At 69.9% G+C, this 24,103-nt stretch carries 28 protein-coding genes and 1 tRNA gene; 8 read left to right on the top strand and 21 right to left on the bottom strand.

Annotation, left to right across the window (positions count from 1 at the left end; genetic code table 11):
- Nucleotides 1-924: 924 nt before the first annotated feature.
- The 7 genes from VGL30_RS08505 to VGL30_RS08475 all read right to left on the bottom strand — a co-directional run bounded on the left by VGL30_RS08505 (nucleotide 925) and on the right by VGL30_RS08475 (nucleotide 5,104).
- Nucleotides 925-1,001, bottom strand: a tRNA-Pro gene (locus VGL30_RS08505).
- A 66-nt stretch (nucleotides 1,002-1,067) separates the two neighbouring features.
- Nucleotides 1,068-1,502, bottom strand: a complete 435-nt coding sequence (locus tag VGL30_RS08500) for a MerR family transcriptional regulator (protein WP_331538842.1) — start codon at nucleotides 1,500-1,502, stop codon at nucleotides 1,068-1,070.
- Nucleotides 1,503-1,516: 14 nt separating this feature from the next.
- On the bottom strand, nucleotides 1,517-1,819 hold the full coding sequence (locus VGL30_RS08495) for an integration host factor subunit alpha (protein ID WP_331538839.1): 303 nt from the start codon (nucleotides 1,817-1,819) through the stop codon (nucleotides 1,517-1,519).
- A gap of 90 nt (nucleotides 1,820-1,909) precedes the next feature.
- On the bottom strand, nucleotides 1,910-2,881 hold the full coding sequence (locus VGL30_RS08490; RefSeq protein ID WP_331538850.1) for a beta-ketoacyl-ACP synthase III: 972 nt from the start codon (nucleotides 2,879-2,881) through the stop codon (nucleotides 1,910-1,912).
- 9 nt (nucleotides 2,882-2,890) lie between these two features.
- Nucleotides 2,891-3,946 carry a phosphate acyltransferase PlsX gene (gene plsX, locus VGL30_RS08485; protein WP_331538837.1) on the bottom strand — a complete coding sequence of 352 codons (1,056 nt, stop codon included), beginning with the start codon at nucleotides 3,944-3,946 and terminating at the stop codon, nucleotides 2,891-2,893.
- Between the two features lie 112 nt (nucleotides 3,947-4,058).
- Nucleotides 4,059-4,577, bottom strand: coding sequence for a DUF177 domain-containing protein (locus tag VGL30_RS08480; protein ID WP_331538835.1), 519 nt, complete (start codon nucleotides 4,575-4,577; stop codon nucleotides 4,059-4,061).
- Complete coding sequence (locus tag VGL30_RS08475; RefSeq protein ID WP_331538832.1) at nucleotides 4,574-5,104, bottom strand: ubiquinol-cytochrome C chaperone family protein; 531 nt, start codon at nucleotides 5,102-5,104, stop codon at nucleotides 4,574-4,576. The genes VGL30_RS08480 and VGL30_RS08475 overlap by 4 nt, the downstream gene beginning before the upstream one ends.
- A gap of 116 nt (nucleotides 5,105-5,220) precedes the next feature.
- On the opposite strand from VGL30_RS08475, the gene VGL30_RS08470 reads away from it, so the two are divergent.
- On the top strand, nucleotides 5,221-5,700 hold the full coding sequence (locus VGL30_RS08470; RefSeq protein WP_331538829.1) for an outer membrane protein assembly factor BamE: 480 nt from the start codon (nucleotides 5,221-5,223) through the stop codon (nucleotides 5,698-5,700).
- A 96-nt stretch (nucleotides 5,701-5,796) separates the two neighbouring features.
- Here the strand turns inward: VGL30_RS08470 and VGL30_RS08465 are convergent, their stop codons facing one another.
- The 9 genes from VGL30_RS08465 to glyA form a co-directional block, all read right to left on the bottom strand.
- Nucleotides 5,797-7,926 (bottom strand): sodium-translocating pyrophosphatase, encoded by a 2,130-nt coding sequence (locus tag VGL30_RS08465; RefSeq protein WP_331538827.1) that lies wholly within the window; start codon nucleotides 7,924-7,926, stop codon nucleotides 5,797-5,799.
- Nucleotides 7,927-8,120: 194 nt separating this feature from the next.
- A complete protein-coding gene (locus VGL30_RS08460; RefSeq protein WP_331538825.1) occupies nucleotides 8,121-8,558 on the bottom strand; it encodes a hypothetical protein in 438 nt (145 codons plus the stop codon).
- Between the two features lie 105 nt (nucleotides 8,559-8,663).
- Nucleotides 8,664-9,602, bottom strand: a complete 939-nt coding sequence (gene thiL, locus VGL30_RS08455; protein WP_331538823.1) for a thiamine-phosphate kinase — start codon at nucleotides 9,600-9,602, stop codon at nucleotides 8,664-8,666.
- A complete protein-coding gene (gene nusB / locus VGL30_RS08450; RefSeq protein WP_331538821.1) occupies nucleotides 9,586-10,041 on the bottom strand; it encodes a transcription antitermination factor NusB in 456 nt (151 codons plus the stop codon). The genes thiL and nusB overlap by 17 nt, the downstream gene beginning before the upstream one ends.
- Nucleotides 10,038-10,502, bottom strand: a complete 465-nt coding sequence (ribH, locus tag VGL30_RS08445; RefSeq protein ID WP_331538819.1) for a 6,7-dimethyl-8-ribityllumazine synthase — start codon at nucleotides 10,500-10,502, stop codon at nucleotides 10,038-10,040. The genes nusB and ribH overlap by 4 nt, the downstream gene beginning before the upstream one ends.
- Before the next feature lie 39 nt (nucleotides 10,503-10,541).
- Nucleotides 10,542-11,132, bottom strand: a complete 591-nt coding sequence (locus VGL30_RS08440) for a riboflavin synthase (RefSeq protein WP_331538817.1) — start codon at nucleotides 11,130-11,132, stop codon at nucleotides 10,542-10,544.
- Nucleotides 11,133-11,774, bottom strand: a complete 642-nt coding sequence (locus VGL30_RS08435) for a RibD family protein (RefSeq protein WP_331538815.1) — start codon at nucleotides 11,772-11,774, stop codon at nucleotides 11,133-11,135. It abuts the gene before it with no gap.
- Nucleotides 11,775-11,804: 30 nt separating this feature from the next.
- The gene (gene nrdR, locus VGL30_RS08430) at nucleotides 11,805-12,275 is read right to left on the bottom strand and encodes a transcriptional regulator NrdR (RefSeq protein ID WP_331538813.1); all 471 of its coding nucleotides are present in this window, start codon (nucleotides 12,273-12,275) and stop codon (nucleotides 11,805-11,807) included.
- Between the two features lie 31 nt (nucleotides 12,276-12,306).
- Entirely contained in the window at nucleotides 12,307-13,602 is a 1,296-nt protein-coding gene (gene glyA, locus VGL30_RS08425) for a serine hydroxymethyltransferase (protein WP_331538810.1), read from the bottom strand.
- A 192-nt stretch (nucleotides 13,603-13,794) separates the two neighbouring features.
- Here glyA and VGL30_RS08420 point away from each other — a divergent pair, with 192 nt between their 5' ends.
- Nucleotides 13,795-14,223, top strand: a complete 429-nt coding sequence (locus VGL30_RS08420) for a MucR family transcriptional regulator (protein ID WP_331538808.1) — start codon at nucleotides 13,795-13,797, stop codon at nucleotides 14,221-14,223.
- 9 nt (nucleotides 14,224-14,232) lie between these two features.
- Here the strand turns inward: VGL30_RS08420 and hemA are convergent, their stop codons facing one another.
- Nucleotides 14,233-15,465, bottom strand: a complete 1,233-nt coding sequence (hemA, locus tag VGL30_RS08415; protein WP_331538805.1) for a 5-aminolevulinate synthase — start codon at nucleotides 15,463-15,465, stop codon at nucleotides 14,233-14,235.
- A gap of 266 nt (nucleotides 15,466-15,731) precedes the next feature.
- Entirely contained in the window at nucleotides 15,732-16,871 is a 1,140-nt protein-coding gene (locus VGL30_RS08410) for an isobutyryl-CoA dehydrogenase (RefSeq protein WP_331538802.1), read from the bottom strand.
- A 103-nt stretch (nucleotides 16,872-16,974) separates the two neighbouring features.
- Between VGL30_RS08410 and hemB the strand changes: the two genes are divergently transcribed.
- A complete protein-coding gene (gene hemB / locus VGL30_RS08405) occupies nucleotides 16,975-17,991 on the top strand; it encodes a porphobilinogen synthase (protein ID WP_331538800.1) in 1,017 nt (338 codons plus the stop codon).
- Between the two features lie 98 nt (nucleotides 17,992-18,089).
- Nucleotides 18,090-18,257: a hypothetical protein gene (locus VGL30_RS08400; protein WP_331538798.1), complete on the top strand. Its 168-nt coding sequence runs from the start codon at nucleotides 18,090-18,092 to the stop codon at nucleotides 18,255-18,257.
- 35 nt (nucleotides 18,258-18,292) lie between these two features.
- On the opposite strand, the gene VGL30_RS08395 is transcribed toward VGL30_RS08400, so the two are convergent.
- Nucleotides 18,293-19,156 carry an NAD(P)-dependent oxidoreductase gene (locus VGL30_RS08395; protein ID WP_331538796.1) on the bottom strand — a complete coding sequence of 288 codons (864 nt, stop codon included), beginning with the start codon at nucleotides 19,154-19,156 and terminating at the stop codon, nucleotides 18,293-18,295.
- 85 nt (nucleotides 19,157-19,241) lie between these two features.
- Between VGL30_RS08395 and VGL30_RS08390 the strand changes: the two genes are divergently transcribed.
- Both VGL30_RS08390 and VGL30_RS08385 read left to right on the top strand, forming a co-directional pair.
- Nucleotides 19,242-20,141 carry a flagellar motor protein MotB gene (locus tag VGL30_RS08390; protein ID WP_331538794.1) on the top strand — a complete coding sequence of 300 codons (900 nt, stop codon included), beginning with the start codon at nucleotides 19,242-19,244 and terminating at the stop codon, nucleotides 20,139-20,141.
- Nucleotides 20,142-20,218: 77 nt separating this feature from the next.
- Nucleotides 20,219-20,980 (top strand): arginyltransferase, encoded by a 762-nt coding sequence (locus tag VGL30_RS08385; RefSeq protein ID WP_331538847.1) that lies wholly within the window; start codon nucleotides 20,219-20,221, stop codon nucleotides 20,978-20,980.
- A 152-nt stretch (nucleotides 20,981-21,132) separates the two neighbouring features.
- Here the strand turns inward: VGL30_RS08385 and VGL30_RS08380 are convergent, their stop codons facing one another.
- On the bottom strand, nucleotides 21,133-22,194 hold the full coding sequence (locus tag VGL30_RS08380) for a M48 family metallopeptidase (protein WP_331538792.1): 1,062 nt from the start codon (nucleotides 22,192-22,194) through the stop codon (nucleotides 21,133-21,135).
- 113 nt (nucleotides 22,195-22,307) lie between these two features.
- Here VGL30_RS08380 and VGL30_RS08375 point away from each other — a divergent pair, with 113 nt between their 5' ends.
- Complete coding sequence (locus VGL30_RS08375) at nucleotides 22,308-22,682, top strand: VOC family protein (RefSeq protein WP_331538790.1); 375 nt, start codon at nucleotides 22,308-22,310, stop codon at nucleotides 22,680-22,682.
- Nucleotides 22,683-22,691: 9 nt separating this feature from the next.
- Here the strand turns inward: VGL30_RS08375 and VGL30_RS08370 are convergent, their stop codons facing one another.
- Nucleotides 22,692-23,252 (bottom strand): LemA family protein, encoded by a 561-nt coding sequence (locus VGL30_RS08370; protein WP_331538788.1) that lies wholly within the window; start codon nucleotides 23,250-23,252, stop codon nucleotides 22,692-22,694.
- Between the two features lie 136 nt (nucleotides 23,253-23,388).
- On the opposite strand from VGL30_RS08370, the gene VGL30_RS08365 reads away from it, so the two are divergent.
- Entirely contained in the window at nucleotides 23,389-24,060 is a 672-nt protein-coding gene (locus VGL30_RS08365) for a chromosomal replication initiator DnaA (protein ID WP_331538786.1), read from the top strand.
- Nucleotides 24,061-24,103: the final 43 nt, after the last annotated feature.

The raw sequence follows: 24,103 nt of genomic DNA, 5'->3' as shown, positions 1-24,103 counted from the left end.
GTCGGCGTCGCCGCGTTGTAGATCACGGACGCCTGCGCGGCGTTGCCGGTCTGCACGATCACGTTGTCGGTGGTCAGGACCGCTAGGGCCTGGGCCGCCGTGATCGTCTCATAAGTGTAGGTCGCCATTTATCTCTCCAGTCAAACCGCCTGATTTCCCCCGACCCTGGCCTGAGCGGTCGTACTGCCACAGCGGTATATTGGTTAGCGATAACACAGAATCCCCAGGAAGGAAGAGACTGAGCAACGTATTTTCCCGGCACAAAATTTTCTTTTTACCAAAAAATTACCTGCCCATATGGACTTTAGGTGAGGAATGCGCTCTTTAATCGTTCAAGGTCGACGAGCCCAAAACGTCTGCCGTTACCCAAGAGCCTCGCCCTTTCTCCAGGGGGCGGGGCTCTTTCATTTTGAATAAATGACCTATAAACTGTGCAGTGTTTGAAACTACACAACACACGTTGCCGCACAGGCGAAATAAACTGTCGAATTTAATTGTCAGGGACGCCAAATTACCCGGCCGTCCGGCGGATTATAAGCTATACCGTTGTTATCTGTAACTACGTTCAAGCCGTTTCGTTCTCCGATAAATACTTGGATTTCCCGTCTGGAATTTCATGTAATATATTGAATTTACACATAAATCATGTAATTTCAGCTAGTGTCCGGTTGCGCGAGCAAGCAAGTAGCCTGCCGTAGCGGGCAACTGCGCGCGACGTGCTGTCCGCGCTCGGTTAGGCGGCTCCCCAGCGACGTGTAGGCGGCGGCGTCAGCGCCGGTTGGTCGGAACTGGCCGCGCGACATCGGGGGCCGCCGGCGAGGGCGGCCCCCTGTCTCGTCAGACTACGGGTCGCCCATATCGTTGCCGGAGGGCCGCCCGCAGGCGCCGGGAGGAGCCAAACCCCCTCAGAATCAACTCCGCCGATGGTCGGAGCGACAGGATTTGAACCTGCGACCCCTTGACCCCCAGTCAAGTGCGCTACCAGGCTGCGCCACGCTCCGACATCGGCGAGGCGCCCTTCTAGTGCGCGCCTAAGGAAAGGGGAAGCCGGTTTTCCGCGGGCGGGGCTAGCGCGCCAGCAGCGCGTCGAGACTTGCCCGGGCGGCTTCCAGGTCGGCGAGCGCGGCCAGCAGGCGCTCGCGGCGGTCGGGGCGCATCGGCGGCGGCGCGGCGGACGCGGGCGGCGGCGGCTCGAACTCGGATGCGGCGGCATGCGGGGCCGGCGCGGCGGCGTCCAGCCCTGCGGCCACCAGGCGCTTGACCCCCTGCTCCTTGTGCAGGCGCTGCACGCCCTTGATGGTGTAGCCCTCGTCGTGCAGCAGGCGGCGGACGCCGCGCAGCACGGCCACGTCCTGGGGCCGGTAGAAGCGCCGGCCGCCGGCCCGCTTCATCGGACGGATGAAGGAGAACTTGGTCTCCCAGAACCGCAGCACATGCTGCGGCACGTTCAATTCCGCGGCCGCCTCGGAGATCGTCCGAAAGGCTTCCGGGCCCTTGGCCACGGCCTAGCCCGCCCTCACTTGAGGAGCGCGCGGTCGACCCGCGCCTTCATCACCTGCGAGGCGCGGAAACCAATCACCCGTCGGGGCTCGATCGCCGCCGGCTCGCCGGTCTTGGGATTGCGCCCCATGCGGGCGCGCTTGGCCCGCACCTGGAACACGCCGAAGCCGGACAGCTTGACCTGCTCGCCGCGCTCGAGCGCCTGGGCCATCAGTTCCAGCACGCGCTCGACCAATTCGCCGCAATCCTGGCGGGTCAGGCCGACTTCCTCGTGAACCGCCTCGCAGAGGTCGGCCCGCGTCAACGTTGCGCCTTTCATCGTCGCCCCCGCCCGCACTTATCCAGACCCATCGTCATCACCTGATTGTCGCATCAGGTCAAAGACTTCAAGGCCTGATTGCAGCAAGTCCTAAAGCCGCAGCACGCAGGCGCCCCAGGTGAGGCCGCCTCCCATGGCCTCCAGGAGCAGAAGCTGCCCCGGTTTTATGCGCCCGTCGCGCAACCCCTGATCAAGCGCGAGCGGAATCGAGGCAGCCGAGGTGTTGGCGTGCTCGGCGACGGTGGAGATCACTTTTTTCTCGTCGATGCCCAGCCGGCGGGCGACGCCCTCCAGGATGCGCTGGTTGGCCTGGTGGGGAATGAACCAGTCGACCTCGGAAACCTCGACGCCGGCGTCGGCCGCCGCAGCGCGGACGGCCTCGGAGATGTTGACCACCGCGTGGCGGAACACCTGGTTGCCCTGCATGCGCAGCTTGCCCACCTTGCCGTCGGTCGAGACTCCGCCGTCGACGTAGAGCAGGTCCTGCTTGCCGCCGTCGGCGCAAAGCGCGAAGCCCAGCAGCCCGCGGTCGGCGGTGGTCCCCTCCCCCTGGCCGGGCTCCAGCACCACGGCGCCGGCGCCGTCGCCGAACAGGACGCAGGTGCCGCGGTCGGTCCAGTCCATCAGCCGGGTCATGGTCTCGGCGCCGATCACCAGGGCGCAGCGGGACCGGCCGCGGGCCACGAAGCCGTCGGCGGTGGACAGCGCGTAGACGAAGCCCGAGCACACCGCCTGGATGTCGAAGGCGATCCCCTGCGGCGCGCCCAGCTTGCGCTGCAGGATGGTGGCGACGGCGGGGAAGGTCAGGTCCGGCGTGGTGGTGCCGACGATGATCATGTCGACGTCGACCGGCGTCCGGCCGGCGGCCTGCAGCGCGCGCTGAGCGGCGATCAGGGCTAGATCGGAGACCGCCTGCCCGGGCGCGGCGCGGTGGCGCTGCCGGATGCCGGTGCGCTCGACGATCCATGCATCGGTGGTGTCGACGATCTTGGCCAGGTCGTGGTTGGTGACCACCTCCTCCGGGAGGTAGCCGCCCACGCCGGTCACCACGCTACGCAGCACTCTGGTCACTCAGGGCGCTCCATTGGCCGCCGGCGGGATCGACTCGGCCATGGCGGCCGGGAGCTTCCTCATATTGCGTTCGATCTCCTGCGCGAAGTCGCTTCGCGCCAGGTCGGCCGCGACGCGTACGGCCTGGGCGAAGTCCCGGCTGCTCGCCCCCCCGTGGCACTTCAGCACCACGCCGTTCAACCCCAGCAGCGGCGCGGCCGGCGGCGGGTTGAGCCTGTCGCGGAAGCGGTTGAGCGCCGGGCGGGCCAGCAGCGCGCCCAGTTGCGCCAGCACCCCGCCGGTGAGGGCGGCCTTCAGTTCGCCGCGGATGAAGCGGGCGGCGCCCTCGGCGGTCTTCAGCGCCACGTTGCCGGTGAAGCCGTCGGTGACGATGACGTCGATCTCGCCGGTGGTCAGGCCGTCGCCCTCCACGAAGCCGCGGTAATCGAGGTCCAGATGCCCCTGGCGCAGGATGCGGTGGGCCTCGCGCACCTCCTGGTGGCCCTTCATCTCCTCATGGCCGACGTTCAGCAGGGCGACGGTGGGCTTGGCCACGCCGTGGGCGGCGCGGTGGAAGGCCTCGCCCAGGATGGCGAACTCCACCAGGCGCTCGGCGTCGCAGTCGACGTTGGCGCCGACGTCGAGGAAGGTGGCGACGCCCTTCACCGTCGGCAGGCTGGCCACCAGCGGCGGCCGGTCGAGGTCGGCGCTCATCCGCAGGATCAGCTTGGAGATGGCCATCAGCGCGCCGGTATTGCCGGCTGAGATGGCGGCGGCGGCCTCGTTGGTCTTCAACGCCTCGACGGCGTTCCACATGGAGCTGTCCTTGCCGCGGCGCAGCGCCTGGGCCGGCTTCTCGTCCATGGCCACCACCCGTTCGGCGTGGCGAATCTCCGTGCGGCCGATCAGCACCGGACAGCGCGCGACCTCGGCCCTGAGCCGCTCTGAGTCGCCGTGCAGCAGGAACCGGACGTCGTCTCCCAGTTCCCGGGCGGCGCGCGCGACTCCGGGGACGAGCTCCGCAGGTCCGTGGTCGCCGCCCATGGCGTCGATGGATATGACCAATGGCTGGGTCAAGTCGTCGCCTGATGCCCCCCGCAGCGACCGCGCCCGGTTAGTTGCGGGGGACGATACAGCCCGACCTGCCCGATGCAAGGGGCGCCCAAGGCGCGGCTCCGCGGCGAAGCCGTCACTCGTGCCGCGTCTTCAGCCCCTTGAGCGCCGCGAAGGGCGAGCTCTCGGCGGGGTCGGAGGCGAACTCGAAGGCGGCGTCGGGCTTGCGGGGAAAGGGGTCGAGCTCCAGGGCCAGGTGCTCGACCACATAGGCGGCCACGTCGATCTCGTCGCCCTGCAGCACGTCCGGCGGATCGGGCGCGTCCAGGTCGAGCGTCAGTTCGCCGCCGTCGTCGCCGGGGGCGTGCGGACTGCCGGCGGGGACCACCCGCACCTCGAAGTCCGCCGACACCGGCTGTACGAAAGGATCCAGGGTCACGCCGCAGACCTGCTCGACCTGAGCGTCGATTCGGCCGGTGAGGGCCGCGCCGTCAAGCCAGGGGGCGACCTGCACCTCGGCGGTGAGGGCCGGCAGGCTCTTCACGCCCAGGGCCCCGGCGATCTCCGCCCGCTGGGCGGCGTCGGGGGCCAGCGACAGGCGCACCGGGCCGCGGGCCAGGTCCGCCAGGCGCAGGGGCTGGCCCCAGGCGTTCATGGCGCGGTCCAGTCCACGTGCCCGTCGCAGATGCGATTCAGCGGATTGGCGGCCAGGGCCGCGCGCTCGGCGATGATATGCCGGGCCAGACGCGGGGCGGCGGCGCCGTCGGTCCCGTCGTAGGCGGTGCGCTTCAGCAGGGCCTCCAGTTCGCCGGCGTCCGGCAGGGCGGCGAAGGCGCTCTCGTAGGATTTCACCCGGCCATAGAAGGCCTCGCCCAGCTTGCGCATCTTCCGGCCCACCGAGAGGTCGCCGACGCCCATCTCGCGCAAGGCGTCGTCCAGCGCCTTCACATAGGTGTCGAACAGCGCCTGGGAGATCTCGACGGCGTGGGGCCCCTGGCCGCGCAGCCGGTCCAGCAGCAGGACGACGTGCAGGGTGTAGGCTTCGAACCGGCCTTCCACCGTGTCGGGCACACCCAGGTCGTCGTAGAGTTCCGTGCGCCGCGAGCGGGAGACCACGGCGGCGTAGAGGGCGCGGCCGGCGGCCTGCGGCGCTTTGGGACGGAAGAGTCGGTCCAGGAACATCAAAGCCTCGATTACGTCCGCGGCGGAACGTGGCGCCCCGGGCCGGCGGGCATTGAACTAAGCGCCGACGGGCGATAGGTCAAAGGATGTCCCGTTTGCACAGGCCCAGCACCCGCATGTTCCGAAGCGTCGCCTACGCCGCCGTGGCCGCCAGCCTGCTGGGCGCCGCGGCTTGCGCACCGATCAACTCCTATCACGGATTCCAGGCGATCGAGTCCGATCCGAAGGACGTCCAGGCGGGGACCGACACCAAATCGACGGTGCGGGGCCGGCTGGGGACGCCGTCGGCGACCTCCACCTTCGACCAGAACACCTGGTACTACGTGAACTCGGTGTCCGCGCGGGTGGCTTTCCGCCGCCCGGCCGTGATCGCCCGCAACGTCACGGCCGTCACCTTCAACAAGGACTCCGAGATCGTCGAGACGGTGAACCACTACACCCTCAAGGACGGCAAGGTGATCGCCTACAACGGCCGGGAGACCCCGACCCGCGGCCGCGAGATGACCGTCCTCGAACAGCTGCTGGGCACCGTGGGCCGCGGCAGCATGCTGCCGCAGGACGACCAGGGTCCGGGCCGGCAGTCGCCGGGACAGTAACCTGCAGGCCTCCGCCCTTCCGCGGATGACCCGGACAGCAAGACGCCCCGGAGATCGCTCTCCGGGGCGTCTGTCGTTTCGAGGATGGTGGAGCGGTTAGCCCACCACGCCGCGCGCCAGGATCGCCAGCAGCAGCAGGGCCACGATGTTGGTGATCTTGATCATCGGGTTCACGGCGGGGCCCGCCGTGTCCTTGTAGGGGTCGCCGACGGTGTCGCCGGTGACGGCGGCCTTGTGGGCCTCGGAGCCCTTGCCGCCGTGGTGACCTTCCTCGATCAGCTTCTTGGCGTTGTCCCAGGCGCCGCCGCCCGAGGTCATCGAGATGGCGACGAACAGGCCGGTCACGATCACCCCCATCAGCATGGCGCCCAGGGACGCAAAGCCGTTCACCTTGCCGGCGATGGCGGTGATCACGAAGAACAGCAGGATCGGCGAGACCACCGGCAGCAGCGACGGGACAATCATCTCCTTGATCGCCGCCGAGGTCAGGATGCTGACGGCGCGGCCGTACTCGGGCTTCACCTCGCCGGTCATGATGCCGGGGTTTTCGCGGAACTGGCGACGCACTTCTTCCACCACCGCCTCGGCGGCCCGGCCGACGGCGGTCATCGAGAGGCCGCCGAACAGGAAGGGCAGCAGGCCGCCGAACAGCAGGCCCACCACGACGTAGGGGTTGGAGAGGTCGAAGGCCACCGCGCCCAGCCCGTGGAAATAGGAGCCCTCCACGGCGTTGGCCGCGAAGAACTTCAGGTCCTCGGTGTAGGCGGCGAAGAGCACCAGGGCGCCCAGGCCGGCCGAGCCGATGGCATAGCCCTTGGTCACGGCCTTGGTGGTGTTGCCCACGGCGTCGAGGGCGTCGGTGGTGACGCGGACTTCCGGCGGAAGACCGGCCATCTCCGCGATGCCGCCGGCGTTGTCGGTGACCGGGCCGAAGGCGTCGAGGGCCACGATGAAGCCCGCGAGCGAGAGCATCGAGGTGGTGGCGATGGCGATGCCGAACAGGCCCGCCAGGTTGTAGGTGACGATGATGCCGACGATGATCGTCAGCGCCGGCAGCGCCGTCGATTCCAGCGACATGGCCAGGCCCTGGATCACGTTGGTGCCGTGGCCGGAGACCGAGGCCTTGGCCACCGACTTCACCGGCCGGAAGCCGGTGCCGGTATAGTATTCGGTGATCATCACGATGGCGGCCGTGACCGCCAGGCCGGTGACGCCGCACCAGAACAGGCTCATGGCGTCGAAGGACTTGCCGTTCACCTCCAGCGGGCCGGGGACCAGCTTGTTGATCACGACGTAGATCGCGCCCACCGACAGGACGCCGGTGACGATCAGGCCCTGGTAGAGGGCGCCCATGATGTTGTTGGACTTGCCCAGGCGCACCGCGAAGGTGCCGATGATCGAGGTGACGATGCAGACGCCGCAGATGGCCAGCGGCAGCAGCATCATGGCGCCCACCACATCCGGCAGGGTGCGGAAGAAGATCGCCGCCAGCACCATGGTGGCGACCGTGGTCACCGCATAGGTCTCGAACAGGTCGGCGGCCATGCCGGCGCAGTCGCCGACGTTGTCGCCCACGTTGTCGGCGATGGTCGCGGCGTTGCGCGGATCGTCCTCGGGTATGCCGGCCTCGACCTTGCCGACCATGTCGCCGCCCACGTCGGCGCCCTTGGTGAAGATGCCGCCGCCCAGACGGGCGAAGATGGAGATCAGCGAAGCGCCGAAGCCCAGGGCCACCAGGCTGTCGACCACGTCGCGGCTGGTGTTCTCCAGGCCCATGACCTGGGTCAGGATGTAGTAGTAGCCGGCGACGCCGATCAGGGCGAAGCCCGCCACCAGCATGCCGGTGATGGCGCCGGAGCGGAACGCCAGCGACAGGCCCCTGGCGAGGCTCTCCGAGGCCGCCTGGGCGGTGCGGACGTTGGCGCGCACCGAGACCAGCATGCCCGCGAAGCCCGCGAGGCCCGACAGCACCGCGCCGATGGCGAAGCCTGCAGCCGCCTTCGGCCCGATCAGCACGCCCACGAGGACCAGGATCACCACGCCGACGATGCCGATCGCGGTGTACTGCTTGTTGAGGTAGGCTTGAGCGCCCTCCTGGATGGCGGCGGCGATCTCCTGCATTCGCGCGTTGCCGGGTGAACACCGTAGCAGGGACGCGGTCTGGAAGACCCCGTACAGCACGGCCAGAAAGCCGGCGAGAATCACCAGCAGCAGCACAGAACTCATGATTGAAGCGCCCCTTTGCGATTGCGCGGAGGGTCCGGCCGCCGTTCGACACGGCTGTCAGCGTTTCCCGATCCCTCTATTTTTTTCCCCAGTCCAGGGCGCCGGAGACCGGCGCGCCCGAAAAAGACGCCGGAAAGTGCCAAAGAAGCCCGGCGGAAGCAATGTCTTGTCTTGAAAGGGCCGAAAGCCGGCGATCAGGCGGCTGACTTGGGCCGCGGCATGATGATGCGCTTCTTCGGCGACTGCGAGGTGACGACCACCGATTTCACCGCCCCCGGGCCCGCGATCTGGATCGCCTCGCGGGTGAGCGCCGCGCTGAGCCCGGCCTCGTCGACGACCGAATAGTCGTCAGGCCTGGTGAAGGGCGTGCGGTGGCCGGCGCGGACCAGGGCGTCGCGGAAGAAGGGCTCCTTCTCGCGCAGCTTCACCGAGTTGGCGCCGTTGGTCAGGTTGATGCGGACATAGACGAAGACGTAGTTCACCAGCTGGCCGCGCACGACGATCGGCAGGGCCACCGGCGACAGGTCGACGTATTGGCCGACCGGCGTCTTGTCCTCCTTCTTGTCCGACGCCTCGGCGGCGGCGGCGAGGAGCACCAGGGGTGCGGCGGCGATCAAGGCGCGGCGGAGCATGGCCGGATCGTTACGCCGGGATGGTTTCCAAGCCGTTCATTCCCGGCGGCAGGGCCTGGCGTGACAGCCTGACGTGGTTGTCGGAAGCGCCGTCACGCTCCGACCCTAGCGATGCCGCCAGCCGCCGGGGCCGGGGTCCGTCAGGCGGCCGCCGGCCCGGACCTCGACGCCCGCCCCCGCCCTCGCTTCGCCGATGACCGTCAGGCCGGCGATCGGCGTCGGGCCGGTGCAGACCACCTCGTAGTCGTCGCCGCCGGTGGCGAGCCGCACGAGCGCCCGGGCGCGGTCCGGCTGGGCGTCGAGCCAGCGGCCGGCGGCCGGCGACAGCGGCAGGCGGTCCAGGTCGATGGCCAGCGCCACGCCGCTCGCCCGGCCGATATGGCCGGCGTCGGCGACCAGGCCGTCGGAGACGTCGCAGGCGGCGGTGGCGCGGGCGCGCAGGGCGTCGCGCAGGTCAAGGCGTGGCTGCGGCAGGGTGTAGCGCGCCAGCAGGAACCCGTCCGGATCGGGCGGGTCGCCCCGCGCCGCGGCGAGGCCCAGCGCCCCGTCGCCGATGGTTCCCGAGACCATCAGCAGGTCGCCCGCCCGCGCGCCGGCCCGGCGGACCATCCGCCCCGCCGGCGTCCAGCCCAGCATCGTCAGCGACAGGGTCAGCGGCCCCGGCGTCGAGGTGGTGTCGCCGCCCAGCAGGGTCAGGCCGAAAGCCTCGCCGTCCTGGCGCAGGCCTTCGGCGAAGGCCTGGCGTTCCGGCCAGCCGAAGGAGGCCGGCCAGGACGTGGCCAGCAGGTAGCCGTAGGGCTCGGCGGCCTTGGCCGCCAGGTCGGAGAGGTTCACCCGCACGAGCTTGCGCGCGATCAGGCCCGGCGACGTGCCGGCCAGGAAATGCACGCCCTCCACCAGCGCATCCTTGGTGAGGACGAGGTCCATCCCCGGCCGCGACGGCACGACGGCCGCGTCGTCCAGCAGGTCCAGCGCCTCGGGCGCGCCGCGCGTCAGCGGGCGGTAGAGCCTGGCGATCTGTTCGAATTCATCCGGGTCGGACATCCTGCGCCACGGCGTCCAGCGCCCCGTTGACGAAGCCGGGCTCGGGGCCTTCGAAGAAGGACTTGGCCAGCTCCACATACTCGTCGATCACCACTTCGGTGGGCACGTCGGCGCGGTGGGCGAGCTCGAAGGCGCCGGCCCGCAGGATCGCGCGGACGGTGGCGTCCAGCCGCTCCAGCCGCCAGCCCGAGGCCAGCCGCCTGACCACCGCGCGGTCCACCTCGCCCTGGCTGGCGACGACGCCGCGCACCAGCTCGCCGAAGAAGGCCTCGTCGGCCTGGGCCAGGGTGGAGCCCTCGATGTCGCGGTCGAAGCGGTGCTCGGTGAACTCGCGGATCACCGCCTCCACCCCGGCGCTGGCCGCCTCCATCTGGTAGAGCGCCTGGACGGCCGCCAGCCTGGCGACGGAGCGGGCCTGGCGTGGGGTGGTGGCGGTCATCGGGCGGGACCGGCGAGGCGATGCTTCAGGCCGATCAGGTCCAGGCAGGCGCGGGCCGCCCCGCCCCCCTTGTCGCCCTCGCTGGCGCGGGCCCTGGCCCAGGCCTGCGGGCCGTCCTCGGTGGTGAGGACGCCGTTGCCGATAGCCAGGTTGCGGCGGGTGGCCAGGTCCATCAGCCCGCGGGCCGATTCGTTGGAGACGATCTCGAAGTGGTAGGTCTCGCCGCGCACCACCGTGCCCAGGGCCACGAAGCCGTCGTAGGCGACGCCGGCGGCGTTGCGGGCCGCGTCGTCAGCCAGGGCGATGGCGGGCGGGATCTCCAGGGCGCCGGGCACGCTGACCACGTCATAGCTCGCCTCGAAGGCGTCGAGGGCCTGGGTCGCGCCTTCCAGCAGGGCGTCGGCGAGGTCGGAATAGAACCGCGCCTCGACGATCAGGATGCGGAGCTTGGCGTCGGCCATGATGGGGTCCCGGGATGTTCGGTGGTCTCGCCGCGTGCTTTAGGCGGTTTCGCGCCAGCGGGCGAGATAGCGCGCCAGCATATCGATCTCCAGGTTCACCCGGGAGCCCGGCGCCAGGCCGCCCAGGGTGGTCACCTCCCAGGTGTGAGGGATGACGTTGACGCCGAAGACCTCGTCCTCGACCTCGTTGACCGTCAGCGAGACGCCCTCCACCGCGATGGAGCCCTTGGGGGCGATGTAGCGGTGCAGCGGCCGCGGCGCACGCACCCGGACGCGGTGCGAGCCGCCCTCGGGCGTGACGGAGACGACCTCCCCCACCCCGTCCACATGGCCGGAGACGATGTGGCCGCCCAGCTCGTCGCCCAGGCGCGCGGCGCGCTCCAGGTTGATGCGCCGGCCCTGCGTCCAGTCGCCGAGGGTGGTCATGGAAAGGGTCTCGCCGGACACCTCGACGGCGATCCAGCCCGGCCCCTTGTCGACCACCGTCAGGCAGCAGCCAGCGTGGCTCACCGAGGCGCCCAGGTCCATGGCCGCCGTGTCGAAGGCCGTCTCGATCTCGAAGCGGCGGTCGCGGTCGGTGTCGCGGACCGCGCGGACGCGGCCCAGGTCGGTGACGATGCCGGTGAACATTCAGACCCTCCGGTAGCGCTCCCACAGGTCGTCGCCCAGGAGGCTCACGTCAATCCTGCGGAAGCGCGGGGCGGCGGACAGCGCCGTGAGCGCCAGGGCGCCGACGGCGGGACGGCCCTCCCCGCCGATGACCATGGGCGCACGGAACCACTCGATGGCGTCCACGAGGCCGCAGCGCAGGAAGCTGGCCGCCACCTGGCCGCCGCCCTCGACCAGCAGGCTGTCCAGCCCCTCCGCCGCCAGGGCCGCCGCCACGGACTTCAGCTCCGGCCGGTCCTCGCCGAGCGCGGGAACGGTCAGCACCCGGACGCCCGCCTGGACGAGCCGCGGCTCGGGCGGGGTCGTCGCCACGACGTAGGTGGGGATCTCGCGCGCGCCGGCGACCAGCTTGCAGCCGTCGGCCAGGCGCTGGCGGCTGTCCAGCACCACCCGCGCGGGCTGGCGGCCGGAGAAGCCCGGGGTGCGCACGGTGAGCTCGGGATCGTCGGCCAGCGCGGTCTCCACGCCCACGAGCACGGCGTCATGGGCCGCGCGCAGCCGGTGCACCGCCTCGCGCGCCTGCGGCCCGGTGATCCAGCGGCTCTCGCCGGCCGCGGTGGCGATGCGGCCGTCGAGCGAGGAGGCGAGCTTGAGGGTGATCATCCCGTTCCCTCCCCGCGAGAGGGAGGAAGGCTAGTGCTCATCCTCGGCCTCGCCGAGCCCCTCGCCTTCCAGGAACTGGGCGAAGTCGCGGGTCTGGCGGAAGTCGCGGTAGACCGAGGCGTAGCGGACATAGGCCACGTCATCGAGGGCCTTCAGCGCCTTCATCACCAGCTCGCCGATCACATGGCTGGGCAGTTCGGTCTCGCCCAGGCTCTCGAGCTGGCGGGTGATGGCGTTGACCATGCGCTCGATGCGCTCCGGGTCCACCGGCCGCTTGCGCATGGCGATGGAAACGGAACGGACCAGCTTCTCGCGGTCGAAGGGCGCGCGGCGCCCCGAACGCTTGAGAATGGTCAGCTCGCGCAGCTGCACCCGCTCGAAGGTGGTGAAGCGGCCGCCGCACTCCGGGCACAGGCGGCGGCGGCGGATGGCCGCCCCGTCTTCCGACGGCCGGCTGTCCTTCACCTGGCTTTCGAGGTGTCCGCAGAATGGGCAGCGCATGATCTAGTCCTTCGCCGCCCACCATTCCCTATTAGGAGTAGATGGGAAAGCGTTTCGTCAGCGCCAGCACCTCGTCGCGGACCTTTGCCTCGACGGCGCCGGACTCGTCGCCGGTCGACACCGCGTCCAGCACCTCGCCGATCCACTTGCCGACCTGGCGGAACTCCGCCGGGCCGAAGCCGCGGGTGGTGCCGGCGGGCGAGCCCACGCGCAGGCCGGAGGTCTGCATCGGCGGCAGGGGATCGCCGGGGATGGCGTTCTTGTTGGTGGTGATCCCGGCCCGCTCCAGGGCGACCTCGGCCACGGCGCCGCTGACGTTCTTGGGCGTGAGGTCCACCAGCATCAGGTGGCTGTCGGTGCCGTTGGAGACGATCTTGAATCCCGCCTGCTGCAGGCTGTCGGCCAGGGCGCGCGCGTTCTCGATCACCTGCCGGGCGTAGATCTTGAACTCCGGCCGCAGCGCCTCGCCGAAGGCCACGGCCTTGGCGGCGATGACGTGCATCAGCGGGCCGCCCTGAAGGCCGGGGAAGACCGCGCTGTCGATCTTGCGGGCCAGCTTCTTGTCGTTGGTCATCACCATGCCGCCCCGGGGTCCGCGCAGGGTCTTGTGGGTGGTGGTGGTGACGATGTGGGCGTGCGGGAACGGGTTCGGGTACTCGCCCGCCACGATCAGGCCCGCATAGTGGGCCACGTCGCACATCAGCAGCGCGCCCACCTCGTCGGCGATCGCCCGGAAGCGCGCGAAGTCGATAGCCCGCGAATAGGCCGAGCCGCCGGCGATGATCACCTTCGGCTGCTCGGCCCGGGCGACGGCCGCGGCCTCGTCGTAGTCGATCAGGTGGTCCTGGGTGCGCACGCCGTAGGCCACCGGGCGGAACCACTTGCCGGACTGGTTGACGCTCTTGCCGTGCGTCAGGTGGCCGCCGTGGTCCAGGTTCATGCCCATGAAGGTGTCGCCCGGCGTCATGGTGGCCATGAACACCGCCTGGTTGGCCTGGCTGCCGGAGTGCGGCTGGACGTTGGCGTATTCGCAGCCGAACAGCGCCTTGGCCCGCTCGATCGCCAGGCGTTCGGCCTCGTCCACCACATCGCAGCCGCCATAGTAGCGCTTGCCCGGATAACCCTCGGCGTACTTGTTGGTGAGCACCGAGCCCTGCGCCTCCAGCACCGCGCGGGAGACGATGTTCTCCGAGGCGATCAGCTCGATCTGGTCCTGCTGGCGCTTCAGCTCGCCGCCGAGGACCGCGGCGACCTCGGGGTCGGATTCGGCGACGCCGCCGCCGAAGAAGGCGTCGGCGGAAGACGGGGCTTGGACATGGACGGTCACGGGCGAAGCCTTTCGAGCGTGGGGCGGCGGGTATGCCGCGCTTACTAGCCCGTACGGCCCTGCAATCCAACCGCCGCGCGGCGATGGCGGTGATCGGCGGGAACAATCATGGCGTCAGCTCATTGTGCAGTCCGAAGGCGCGGACCGCCGGCGGCGACCCGGTCGGGTCGGGTCAGGCCGAAGGGGAATTGCATGAGCAACGCACCAGGCGCGGAAGCACCCACCGGGGAAGACCTCATGCGGCTGGGCGCGGACATCGTGGCCGCCTACGTCAGCCGCAACAACGTCTCGGTGGACGCGGTGTCCGAGGTCATCCGCGCAGTGCACCAGGCGCTGGAAGGGCTGACGCGCGAGGCGGCGGCGTCCCCGGAGGAACGTCCTAAGGCCGCGGTGCCGATCAGCAAGTCGGTGCAGCACGACTTCATCGTCTGCCTGGAGGACGGGAAGAAGCTCAAGATGCTGAAGCGCTACCTGCGCTCGCGCTACGACATGACCCCGGACGAATACCGCCGCCGCTGGGGCCTGCCGCCCGACTACCCGATGGTGGCGCCGGCCTACGCCGCGCGACGGTCCGACTTCGCCAAGCAGATCGGCCTGGGCCGCGGGGTGCGCCGGAAGTAGGCGCGGAACCTAAGCCGCCACGCCGCCGACGCGCTTGATGTTGCAGTGGGTCCAGAGCGTTTCGAGCGCCTGGACAAGGTGGTCCATCATGGCGTCGGTGTGGGCCGGGCCGGGCGTGAAGCGCAGGCGCTCCGTGCCGCGGGGCACGGTGGGGTAGTTGATCGGCTGCACGTAGACCCCGAAGTCCGACAGCAGGATGTCGGAGATCATCTTGCAGTGGACGGGGTCGCCCACCGCCACCGGCACGATGTGGCTGACCGAGCTTTCCAGCACCGGCAGGCCCGCCTTGCGCAGCCGGGCCTTCAAGGTGGCGGCGCGCTCCTGGTGGACCCGCCGCACCTCGTCGTGCTCCTTCAGCCAGCGGATCGAGGCCAGCGCGCCGGCGGCCAGGGCCGGCGGGATCGAGGTGGTGAAGATGAAGCCGTCGGCGTAGCTGCGGATCGCGTCGACGATCATCGCGTCGGCGGCGATGTAGCCGCCCATCACCCCGAACGCCTTGGCCAGCGTGCCTTCGATGATGTCGATCTCGCCCATGACGCCGTCACGCTCGGCGACGCCGCCGCCGCGCGGGCCGTACATACCCACCGCGTGCACCTCGTCGAGGTAGGTCATCGCGCCGTATGTCTTGGCCAGGGCGACGGTCCCCCGCAGGTCGGCGATGTCGCCGTCCATGGAGTAGACGCTTTCCAAGGCGATCAGCTTGGGCGCGGCGCGGTCGGCGGCGGCCAGCAGCTCTTCCAAATGGGCGAGGTCGTTGTGGCGGAACACCCGCCGCTGCTCCCGGCCGCCGGTGCGGATGCCGGAGATCATCGAGTTGTGGTTCAGGGCGTCGGAGAAAACGATGAGGCCGGGCAGGATGCGGTAGAGGGTCGAAAGCGACGCCTCATTGGACACATAGCCCGAGGTGAACAGCAGCGCGGCCTGCTTGCCGTGCAGGTCGGCGAGCTCGGCCTCCAGCTCTACGTGATAGTGGGTGGTGCCGGCGATGTTGCGGGTGCCGCCGGAGCCCGCGCCGGCCTCGTCGATCGCCCGCTTCATAGCGTCGGTGACGACCGGGTTCTCGCCCTGGCCCAGGTAGTCGTTGGAGCACCAGACCACGACGTCCTGCTCGGTCCCGTCCGGACGCGTCCAGGTCGCGCCCGGAAAGCTGCCGCAATGCCGCTTCAGGTCGGCGAAGACCCGGTAGCGACCCTCGGCGTGGACCTTGTCCAGCGCCTCGCGGAATGCCTCGCTGTAATCCATCGACTCCAACTCCCACCGGATGCCGGATAATTTCGCATCCGCCTGGCGCCCCCTGCGCGAACGCGGAGCTTTTTACATCGTCACTTTACATTGTCCACTCAGCGGAAGCACGTAGGTACGCGCCGCGCGAATGGCCAGAGCATGTTGGGTTCTCTTCGAACCCAACATGCTCGGCAAGTCTTTGAAACAGAGCGTGATGGTCGCCGGAACCGGCTTCCACTTCCGGCTGTCACGCTCCGGCCCCGGCCTCACGCTCCGGCCCCGGCCTATTGCCGCAGCATCTCGCGGGCGACGATCACCCGCATGATCTCGTTGGCGCCCTCGAGGATCTGGTGGACGCGCAGGTCGCGCACGATGCGCTCCAGCGGGTAATCCTGCAGGTAGCCGTAGCCGCCGTGCAGCTGCAGGGCCTGGTTGGCCACATCGAAACCAGCGTCGGTGGCGAAGCGCTTGGCCATGGCGCAGAATTCCGTCGCCCTGGGATTGCGCGTGTCCAGCGCGTGGGCGGCCCGGCGCACCATCAGCCGGGCGGCCTCCAGCTCGGTGGCCATGTCCGCCAGGCGCCACTGCAGGCCCTGGAAATCGGCGAGCGGGCTGCCGAACTGCTTGCGGGTCTGCAGGTGGCTCCGGGCTGAATCCAGGGCGAGCTGCGCGCCGCCCAGCGAGCAGGAGGCGATGTTGACCCGGCCGCCGTCGAGGCCGGCCATGGCGATCCGGAAGCCCTCCCCGTCCCCGCCGACTCGATTCGCCGCGGGGACCCGGCAGTCGTCGAAATTGACCATGGCGGTGGGCTGGGCGTTCCAGCCCATCTTCTTCTCCTGCGCCCCGAAGGACAGGCCGGGCGTCCCTTTCTCCACCAGGATGGCCGAGACGCCCTTGGGGCCGGGCCCGCCGGTGCGGGCCATGACGATGTAGACGTCCGAGGTCCCCGCCCCGGAGATGAAGGCCTTCGAGCCGTTCAGCACATAGTGGTCGCCGTCGAGGCGCGCCGAGGTGGCGAGCGAGGCGGCGTCCGACCCCGCGCCGGGTTCAGTGAGGCAGTAGCTGCCGATCAGCTCCATGGACGTCAGCCCGGGCAGGTAGCCCTGGCGCAGCTCCTGGCCGCCGAAGCGGTCGATCATCCAGCAGACCATGTTGTGGATCGACAGGAAGGCCGAGACCGCGACGTCGCCGTAGGACAGCTGCTCGAAGACGATGGAGGCGTCCAGCCGGGTGAGGCCCGAGCCGCCCACGTCGTCGGCCACGTAGAGGCCGGCGAAGCCCAGGCCGGCGGCCTTGCGCAGCACGTCGACGGGGAAATGCTTTTCGGCGTCCCAGCGCGCGGAATGGGGCGCAAGCTCCGCCGTGGCGAACGCCCGCGCCGCGTCCTCGATCGCGCGCTGATCCTCGGTGAGGTCGAAGTCCATGCGGGCAACCTAGCGGTGGAAGGGGCTCGGGGGAAAGCTCGCGCGGCGGAAGGCGCGTGAAAGGCGGCTTGCCTCCGTCCCGGGGATGCGCGACAGCGGCCCGATGAGCAACCCGCCCCTCGCCGCCTACCCGGCCCTGCGCCTGCGCCGCCTGCGCCAGGCGGAGTGGGTGCGCCGCCTGGTGCGCGAGAGCGTGCTGACGCCCGCCGACCTGATCTGGGCGCTGGTGGTCCACGACGGCGATGGCCGGGTTCCGGTGGCCGCCATGCCGGGCGCGGCGCGGCTGTCGGTCAAGGAATGCGCCGCCGCCGCCAGGGAGGCGCGCAAGCTGGGGATCCCCGCCATCGCCGTCTTCCCGCATATCGACGGGGCGCAGAAGGACGCCCGCGGCTCGCTGGCCGTCGATTCCCGCGGACTGGTGGCGCGGGCCGTGGCGGCGATGAAGGACGCCGCCCCGGAGGTCGGGGTGATGTGCGACGTGGCCCTCGACCCCTTCACCGACCACGGCCACGACGGGCTGATCGAGGGCGGCCGGATCCTCAACGACCCGACGATCGAGGTGCTGGTGGCCCAGGGGCTGATGCAGGCCGAGGCCGGCTGCGACATCCTGGCCCCCTCCGACATGATGGACGGGCGCTGCGGGGCGCTGCGCCGGGCGCTGGAGGCGGCGGGCAAGCCGGACGTGATGATCATGTCCTACGCCGCCAAGTACGCCTCGGCCTTCTACGGCCCCTACCGGGAGGCGATCGGGTCGGGGAAGCTGGGGACCGGCTCGGTGGCCAACCCAGGCGACAAGAAGACCTACCAGATGGATCCCGGCAACTCCGACGAGGCGCTGCGCGAGGTGGCGCTCGACATCGCCGAGGGCGCCGACATGGTGATGGTCAAGCCGGGGATGCCTTGCCTCGACATCGTCCAGCGGGTGGTGGAGGCGTTCCGCATGCCCACCTTCGCGTTCCAGGTCTCCGGCGAATACGCGATGCTGATGGCCGCCGCCCAGAACGGCTGGCTGGACGAGGAGCGCGCGATCCTGGAAAGCCTCGGCGCCTTCAAGCGCGCCGGCTGCGCCGGCGTGATCACCTATTTCGCGCCCCGGGCGGCCCGGCTGCTGGGGGCCTGACCGGCCCCCTTTGAACCCTCCGTGCACAACTTTACGCTGCGACCCGCGGCCGCACTGGAGCCAAGTAAAGAATCTGTTCGTAATCTGCGGATTAGCTTGTGGCCAAGATCAACCTGGCTCCTTTGTTCGAGACGCCGATGTCCTCCATCCTGCCTTCGATGCTAGTCGTCCTCGCGCTCCTGTCCTCTCCCCTGGCGATCGGCGCCCTCGTGCTCTGGCGGGCCCATTGCGGCTACCTGGCCAGCACCGGCGGCTCCGACAGCTGAGCCAGCGCGACGTCCGGATTCGCGGCTGACCGGACCTAGCCGGGTTTGCGCTCGAGCCGGGCGGCCAGGCTGGAGGTGTCCCAGCGGCGGCCGCCCATGGCCTGGACCTCGGCGTAGAAGCCGTCCACCAGGCGGGCGACGTCGAGGACTGCGCCGTTGCGGGCGGCCTCGTCCAGCACCAGGCCCAGGTCCTTGCGCATCCAGTCGACCGCGAATCCGAAGTCGAACTTGCCCTCGCTCATGGTCGTCCAGCGGTTGTCCATCTGCCAGGACTGCGCCGCCCCCTTCGAGATCGCGCCATAGACCTCGGCCGGATCGAGGCCCGCGCGCCGGGCGAAGTGCAGGCCCTCGGCCAGCCCCTGCACCAGGCCGGCGATGCAGATCTGGTTGACCATCTTGGTCAGCTGGCCCGCGCCCGGGCCGCCCATCAGGCGCACCGCCTTGGCGAAGGCGGAGATCGCCGGCTCCACGCGGGCGAAGGCGGACGCATCGCCGCCGCACATGACGGTGAGCTGGCCGGCCTCGGCGCCGGCCTGGCCGCCGGACACCGGGGCGTCGATGAAGCTGCGGCCCGTCGCCACAGCCTGGGCCGCCATCTCGCGGGCGACCACCGCCGAGGTGGTGGTGTGGTCGACCACGATCCCGCCGGCGGCCAGGGCCGGCAGGACCTGCGCCGTCACCTCGCGCACGTCGTCGTCGGCGCCGACGCAGAGGAACGCGACCTCGGCGCCCGCCGCGGCGTCCGCGGCGGCGCCGCACGCCGGCCCGCCGTAAGTCTCCGCCCAGCGGCGCGCCTTCTCCGGGCTGCGGTTGAACACCGACACGGCGTGGCCGATCCGCGCCAGATGCCCGGCCATGGGAAACCCCATCACGCCCAGGCCGATGAACGCCGCCTTCATTCGCTTCTCCGCACGCCGATCCGCAACCGCATCTTAACGCCCCAGGGCGAGGGTGACGTGGCGCCAGTCTTAACCGGAATCAACCATGTCCACAGGCGAACGGCCCGTCATCATCAAGCGCATCAAGAAGGGTGGCCACGCCGGCCACCACGGCGGCGCCTGGAAAGTGGCCTACGCGGACTTCGTGACCGCGATGATGGCGTTCTTCCTGCTGATGTGGCTGATCAACACGACGAGCCCGGAGCAGAAGCGCGGCATCGCCGACTACTTCGCCCCGGCCAGCGTCTCGGAGACCACCTCCGGCTCCGGCGGCATCCTGAGCGGCACGGCGCTCGGCGACGACGGGGCCAAGGGCTCCGGCTCGGCCCAGATCATCCAGGCCCAGGCCCCCGAATCGAAGACCCCCAACGACGGCAAGAGCCCGGAGGCCGGCAAGTCCGACAGCGACGCCAGCCTCGATTCCGCCCGCGAGGCGCTGCAGAAACAGGAAGAGGCCGCCTTCGCCTCCGCCGCCCAGTCCCTGCGCCAGGCGCTGCAGGACATGCCGGAGCTGGCCGAGCTTTCCAAGAACATCATCGTCGACGAGACGCCGGAGGGCCTGCGCATCCAGCTCGTCGACCAGGAAGGCCGCTCGATGTTCAACGAAGGCCAGGTGCAGCCGAACGACCGGGCGAAGCTGCTGCTGCGCGCCGTCTCCAAGGTGGTCAACCAGCTGCCCAACCGGATCAGCGTCTACGGCCACACCTCCACCAGCTCCAACGGGCGGAAGGCCGACGGCGACTGGCAGCTGTCGGCGTCCCGCGCCGACGCCTCGCGCAAGATCCTGCAAGGGGCCGGCGTGGACCCCGACCGGATCTACCAGGTGTCGGGCAAGGCCAACTCCGAACCGCTCTACCCGGACGATCCCACCCTGCCCGGAAACCGGCGGATCGCCATCGTCCTGCTGCGTGAAGCACCGGTTCTGCCCCCCGACCACGGCCTGTGACGTCTGGCCTTGCGCGGCGGGCACGCATGACGCCTAATCGGGCCAAGGCGCAGTGGTTCGAGAGCGAACGAAAGCCCGTGACGCAACACTTCCCGACCCGGCAGCTACGGTTTTTCCTGACCGCGCCCTCGCCGTGTCCGTACCTGCCGGACCGGTACGAGCGGAAGGTCTTCGCCCACCTGCCCCTGTCGGACGGGGCGATGGTCAACGACTCGCTCACCCAGGTGGGCTTCCGCCGGTCGCAGAACATCGCCTACCGCCCGGCCTGCGAGTCCTGCACCGCCTGCGTCTCGGCGCGGATTCCGGCGGCCGACTACATCTTCTCGCGCTCCGAGCGCAAGGTGCTGGCCCGCAACGACGACCTGGAGCGCCACCTGGTCGAGGCCGAGGCCACCATGGAGCAGTTCGACCTGCTCCGCCGCTACCTCCTGATCCGCCACGCCGACGGCGGCATGGCCGAGATGACCTGGCCCGACTATGTGGCGATGGTCGAGGACACCGCAGTCCGCACCCACATCATCGAGTTCCGCCGCCGCTCCCGGGACGGCGGGCCGGGCGACCTGGTGGCCTGCGCGCTGGTGGACCTGATGAGCGACGGGCTGTCGCTGGTCTATTCCTTCTACGACCCGGGCCTGGCCCGGCGCAGCCTGGGCTCCTTCGTGATCCTGGACCACATCATCCAGGCCGGCCTGACCAGCCAGCCCTACGTCTACCTGGGCTACTGGGTGCGGGGCAGCCTGAAGATGGACTACAAGGTCCGTTTCTCGCCCGTGGAGCTGCTGCGGCCGGAAGGCTGGACGCTGATGTCCTCGCGCGATCGCGCGGGCGACAAGGCCTGAACCTCTTTCCTCCCACGTCCCGAAGAGGAGAGGGGAGGTGGCGCGCCCCGCAGAGGGCGTGACGGAGGGGGCGGCAACCGCACTCAGAACCCAGGCTCCCTCCACCACCGGCTCTCCTCTTCGGGACAGGGGCGGAAAGGAAGCTCGCCCTCCTAACCCCAAGGTCCGGCTTGCGGCGCCTCCGGCGTGTCGGCCGGCGCGCCCCACGGTCCCGCCTCGACGACGGCCCCCGCCACCGCCGGCGGCGGCGCCTGCGACACCCGCCCGCCGGCGTACTGCTGCAGCGCCGCGATTCGCGCCGAGATCGGCGGATGGGTGGCGAACAGCGACATCACGCCGGTCTCGACGTTTTCCACGAACATCCCCTGCACCGCCTCCGGGACCGGCAGGTCGGAACGCCCGGCGATCTTCTGCAGGGCGGAGATCATGGCGTCGGGGTTCTTGGTGAGCTCCACGGAGCCGGCGTCGGCCACGAACTCGCGGCTGCGCGACAGCGCCATGCGGATCACCAGCGCCAGCACATAGCCCACCGCGGCGATCGCCAGGGCGACCAGCACGAACAGCATCCCCCCGCCCCTACGGTCGCGCCTGCGCCCGTCGCCGGAGCCCCACATCACCGAGCGGTAGATGATCTGGGCGACCAGGCTGATGATCCCGGCGAACACCGAGGCGATGACCATGGTGCGGACGTCGCGGTTGATGACGTGGGTGAGCTCGTGGGCCAGCACGGCCTCCAGTTCCTGGGGCGTCAGCGCGTCCAGCAGGCCGCGGGTGACGGTGATGGTGTACTGGTCCTGGTTCATGCCGCTGGCGAAGGCGTTCATGGCCGGCTGCTCGATGACCTGCAGCCTCGGCGTCCGCAGCCCCCGCGAGATCGCCAGGTTCTCCAGCAGATTGTAGAGCGCCGGCTCTTCGGCGCGGCTGACCGGCTGCGACCTCGTGGCCATGGCGATGATGCCGGTGTTGGCGAAATAGGCCACCACGAACCAGGCCAGCGCGACCAGGATGGAGATCGGCGCGGAGGCGGCCAGCAGGCGGGCGGCGAAGGCCGCGTCGCCGGCGGCCGAGCCGGTGGAGGGCAGCAGCCCCGCGCCCAGCATCAAGAGCTCCAGCGCGAAGACGATCCCGACCAGCAGCACCGGGAACCCGGCCAGCAGGAAAGCCGAGCGCAGGTTGTTGTTCCAGATATAGGTCTTCAGGCCGACGGCGTGCATGGGTCCGTTGTCAATCTTCTCCCAGATAGGGAGAAGGACGCAAATCTTCGATCGACGTTGAAATCCTGCCGGGTGAGTTCAGGTTGGGTCGACGGCCGACGTGGAGAACGGACATGAGCATCCAGCTCAACCACACCATCGTGCACAGCCGCGACCAGCAGGCCTCCGCGGCGTTCATGGCGCAGATCCTGGGGCGGCCGGCGCCGACGCGGTTCGGGCCGTTCCACGTGGTCGCGCTCGACAACGGCGTGTCGCTCGACTTCCTGCACCACGACACGCCGGAGCCGCAGCACTACGCCTTCCTGATCAGCGAGGCGGAATTCGACGCGGTGTACGGGCGCATCCGCGAGCGGGACCTGCCGTACTGGGCCGATCCGGGTCGCACGCAGCCCGGCGCGATCAACCGCCACGACGGCGGCCGCGGGGTCTATTTCGCCGACCCGAGCGGTCATTTCCTCGAGGTGATCACCCGGCCATACGGCGGTTAGGACGGATACTCAGAACCTGACCTCGGGCGCGGCCTCCGCCGCCGCGCGGCCTTCGCCCAGGTCGAAGAAGGTCCGCGGCTGAAAGCCCGCCGGGCCGGCGAACAGCACGGCGGGGAACTGCTGGATGGCGGCGTTGTACTCGCCCACCGCGTTGTTGAAGAAGCGGCGGGCGGCGGCCAGCTTGTTCTCGATGTTGGCGAGTTCGGCCTGCAGCGCCGCGAAGTTGGCGCTGGCCTTCAGGTCCGGGTAGGATTCGGACAGGGCGAACAGGCCGCGCAGCGCGCCGGAGAGCGCGTTCTCGGCCTGAACCTTGTCGTCGACCCCCTGGGCGGCCACGGCGGCGTTGCGGGCGGCGACCACCGCCTCCAGCGTGCCCCGCTCGTGCGAGGCGTAGCCCTTCACCGTCTCCACCAGGTTGGGGATCAGGTCGTGGCGCTGCCTGAGCTGCACGTCGATGTCGGCGAAGGCCTGGTTCGCCGACTGCCGCAGGGCCACCAGGCGGTTGTAGATCCCGGCGCCCATGACCACGAGCACGGCTATGACGATCAGGATGATGATCAGGGTCGCCACAGGCGGCGCGCTCCTCGTCCACAGGTTCCGGCAAGCTATCAGACATGCGCGGGCGCGCCAGCGGCGCCCGCGCATCGACCGCTGCGCGCGGCCTTGCTAGATTCGCCCGAGTGATCGATTTTCCGGAACCGGGCGCATGGCGCGACAGCTTCGGCTGAGGCTTCGACGCCCTGCCGCCTACGACCGCAAGGCGTTCGTCGAGGGCCCCTCCAACGCCCGGGCCGCCGCGGCGGTCGACGCCTGGCCGGCCTGGCACGGGGGGGCGCTGGTGCTGGCCGGCCCCGAGGGCGCCGGCAAGACGCACCTGGCGCAGGCGTGGGCGGAGGCGGCCGGGGCCGTCGCCCTCGACCGCAAGGCGCCCGACCTTTCCGCCGCCGAGGGCCGCCCCGTGCTGGTGGAGGACGTGGACCGCGGGATCCCGGACGAGGCGCTGTTCCACCTGATCAACATGGCCGCGCGGGCGGGCGGCGGCCTGCTGCTCACCGCCCGCGTGCCGCCCGCCGCCTGGCCCGCCGCCCTGCCCGACCTGCGCTCGCGGCTGAACGCCCTGCCGGTCGCGCTGATCGAGGACCCGGACGACGTGGTGCTGGAGGCGGTTCTGAGGAAATTGTTCCGCGAGCGGAGCATTCGTCCGAAGGACGAGGTCTATTCCTACCTGCTGCGGCGGATGGAAAGGTCGATCCCGCAAGCGCGCGAAATCGTCAGGCGACTGGACGAGGCCGCGGACGAGGCTGGACGGTCGATTTCGCGGGCGCTGGCGCGACAGATTCTTGAAGATGATAATGGGAATCTTGACCTTTTCGAATGAACACTTAGGTCGGAGAAGCGCCCGCGGAGACTCGCAGGGCGCG

Origin of the sequence: Phenylobacterium sp., from assembly GCF_036502675.1 — a bacterium.
Classification (GTDB): domain Bacteria; phylum Pseudomonadota; class Alphaproteobacteria; order Caulobacterales; family Caulobacteraceae; genus Phenylobacterium.
Note: the sequence above shows the minus strand (reverse complement) of the source record. Positions and strands in the feature narration are given on the sequence as shown.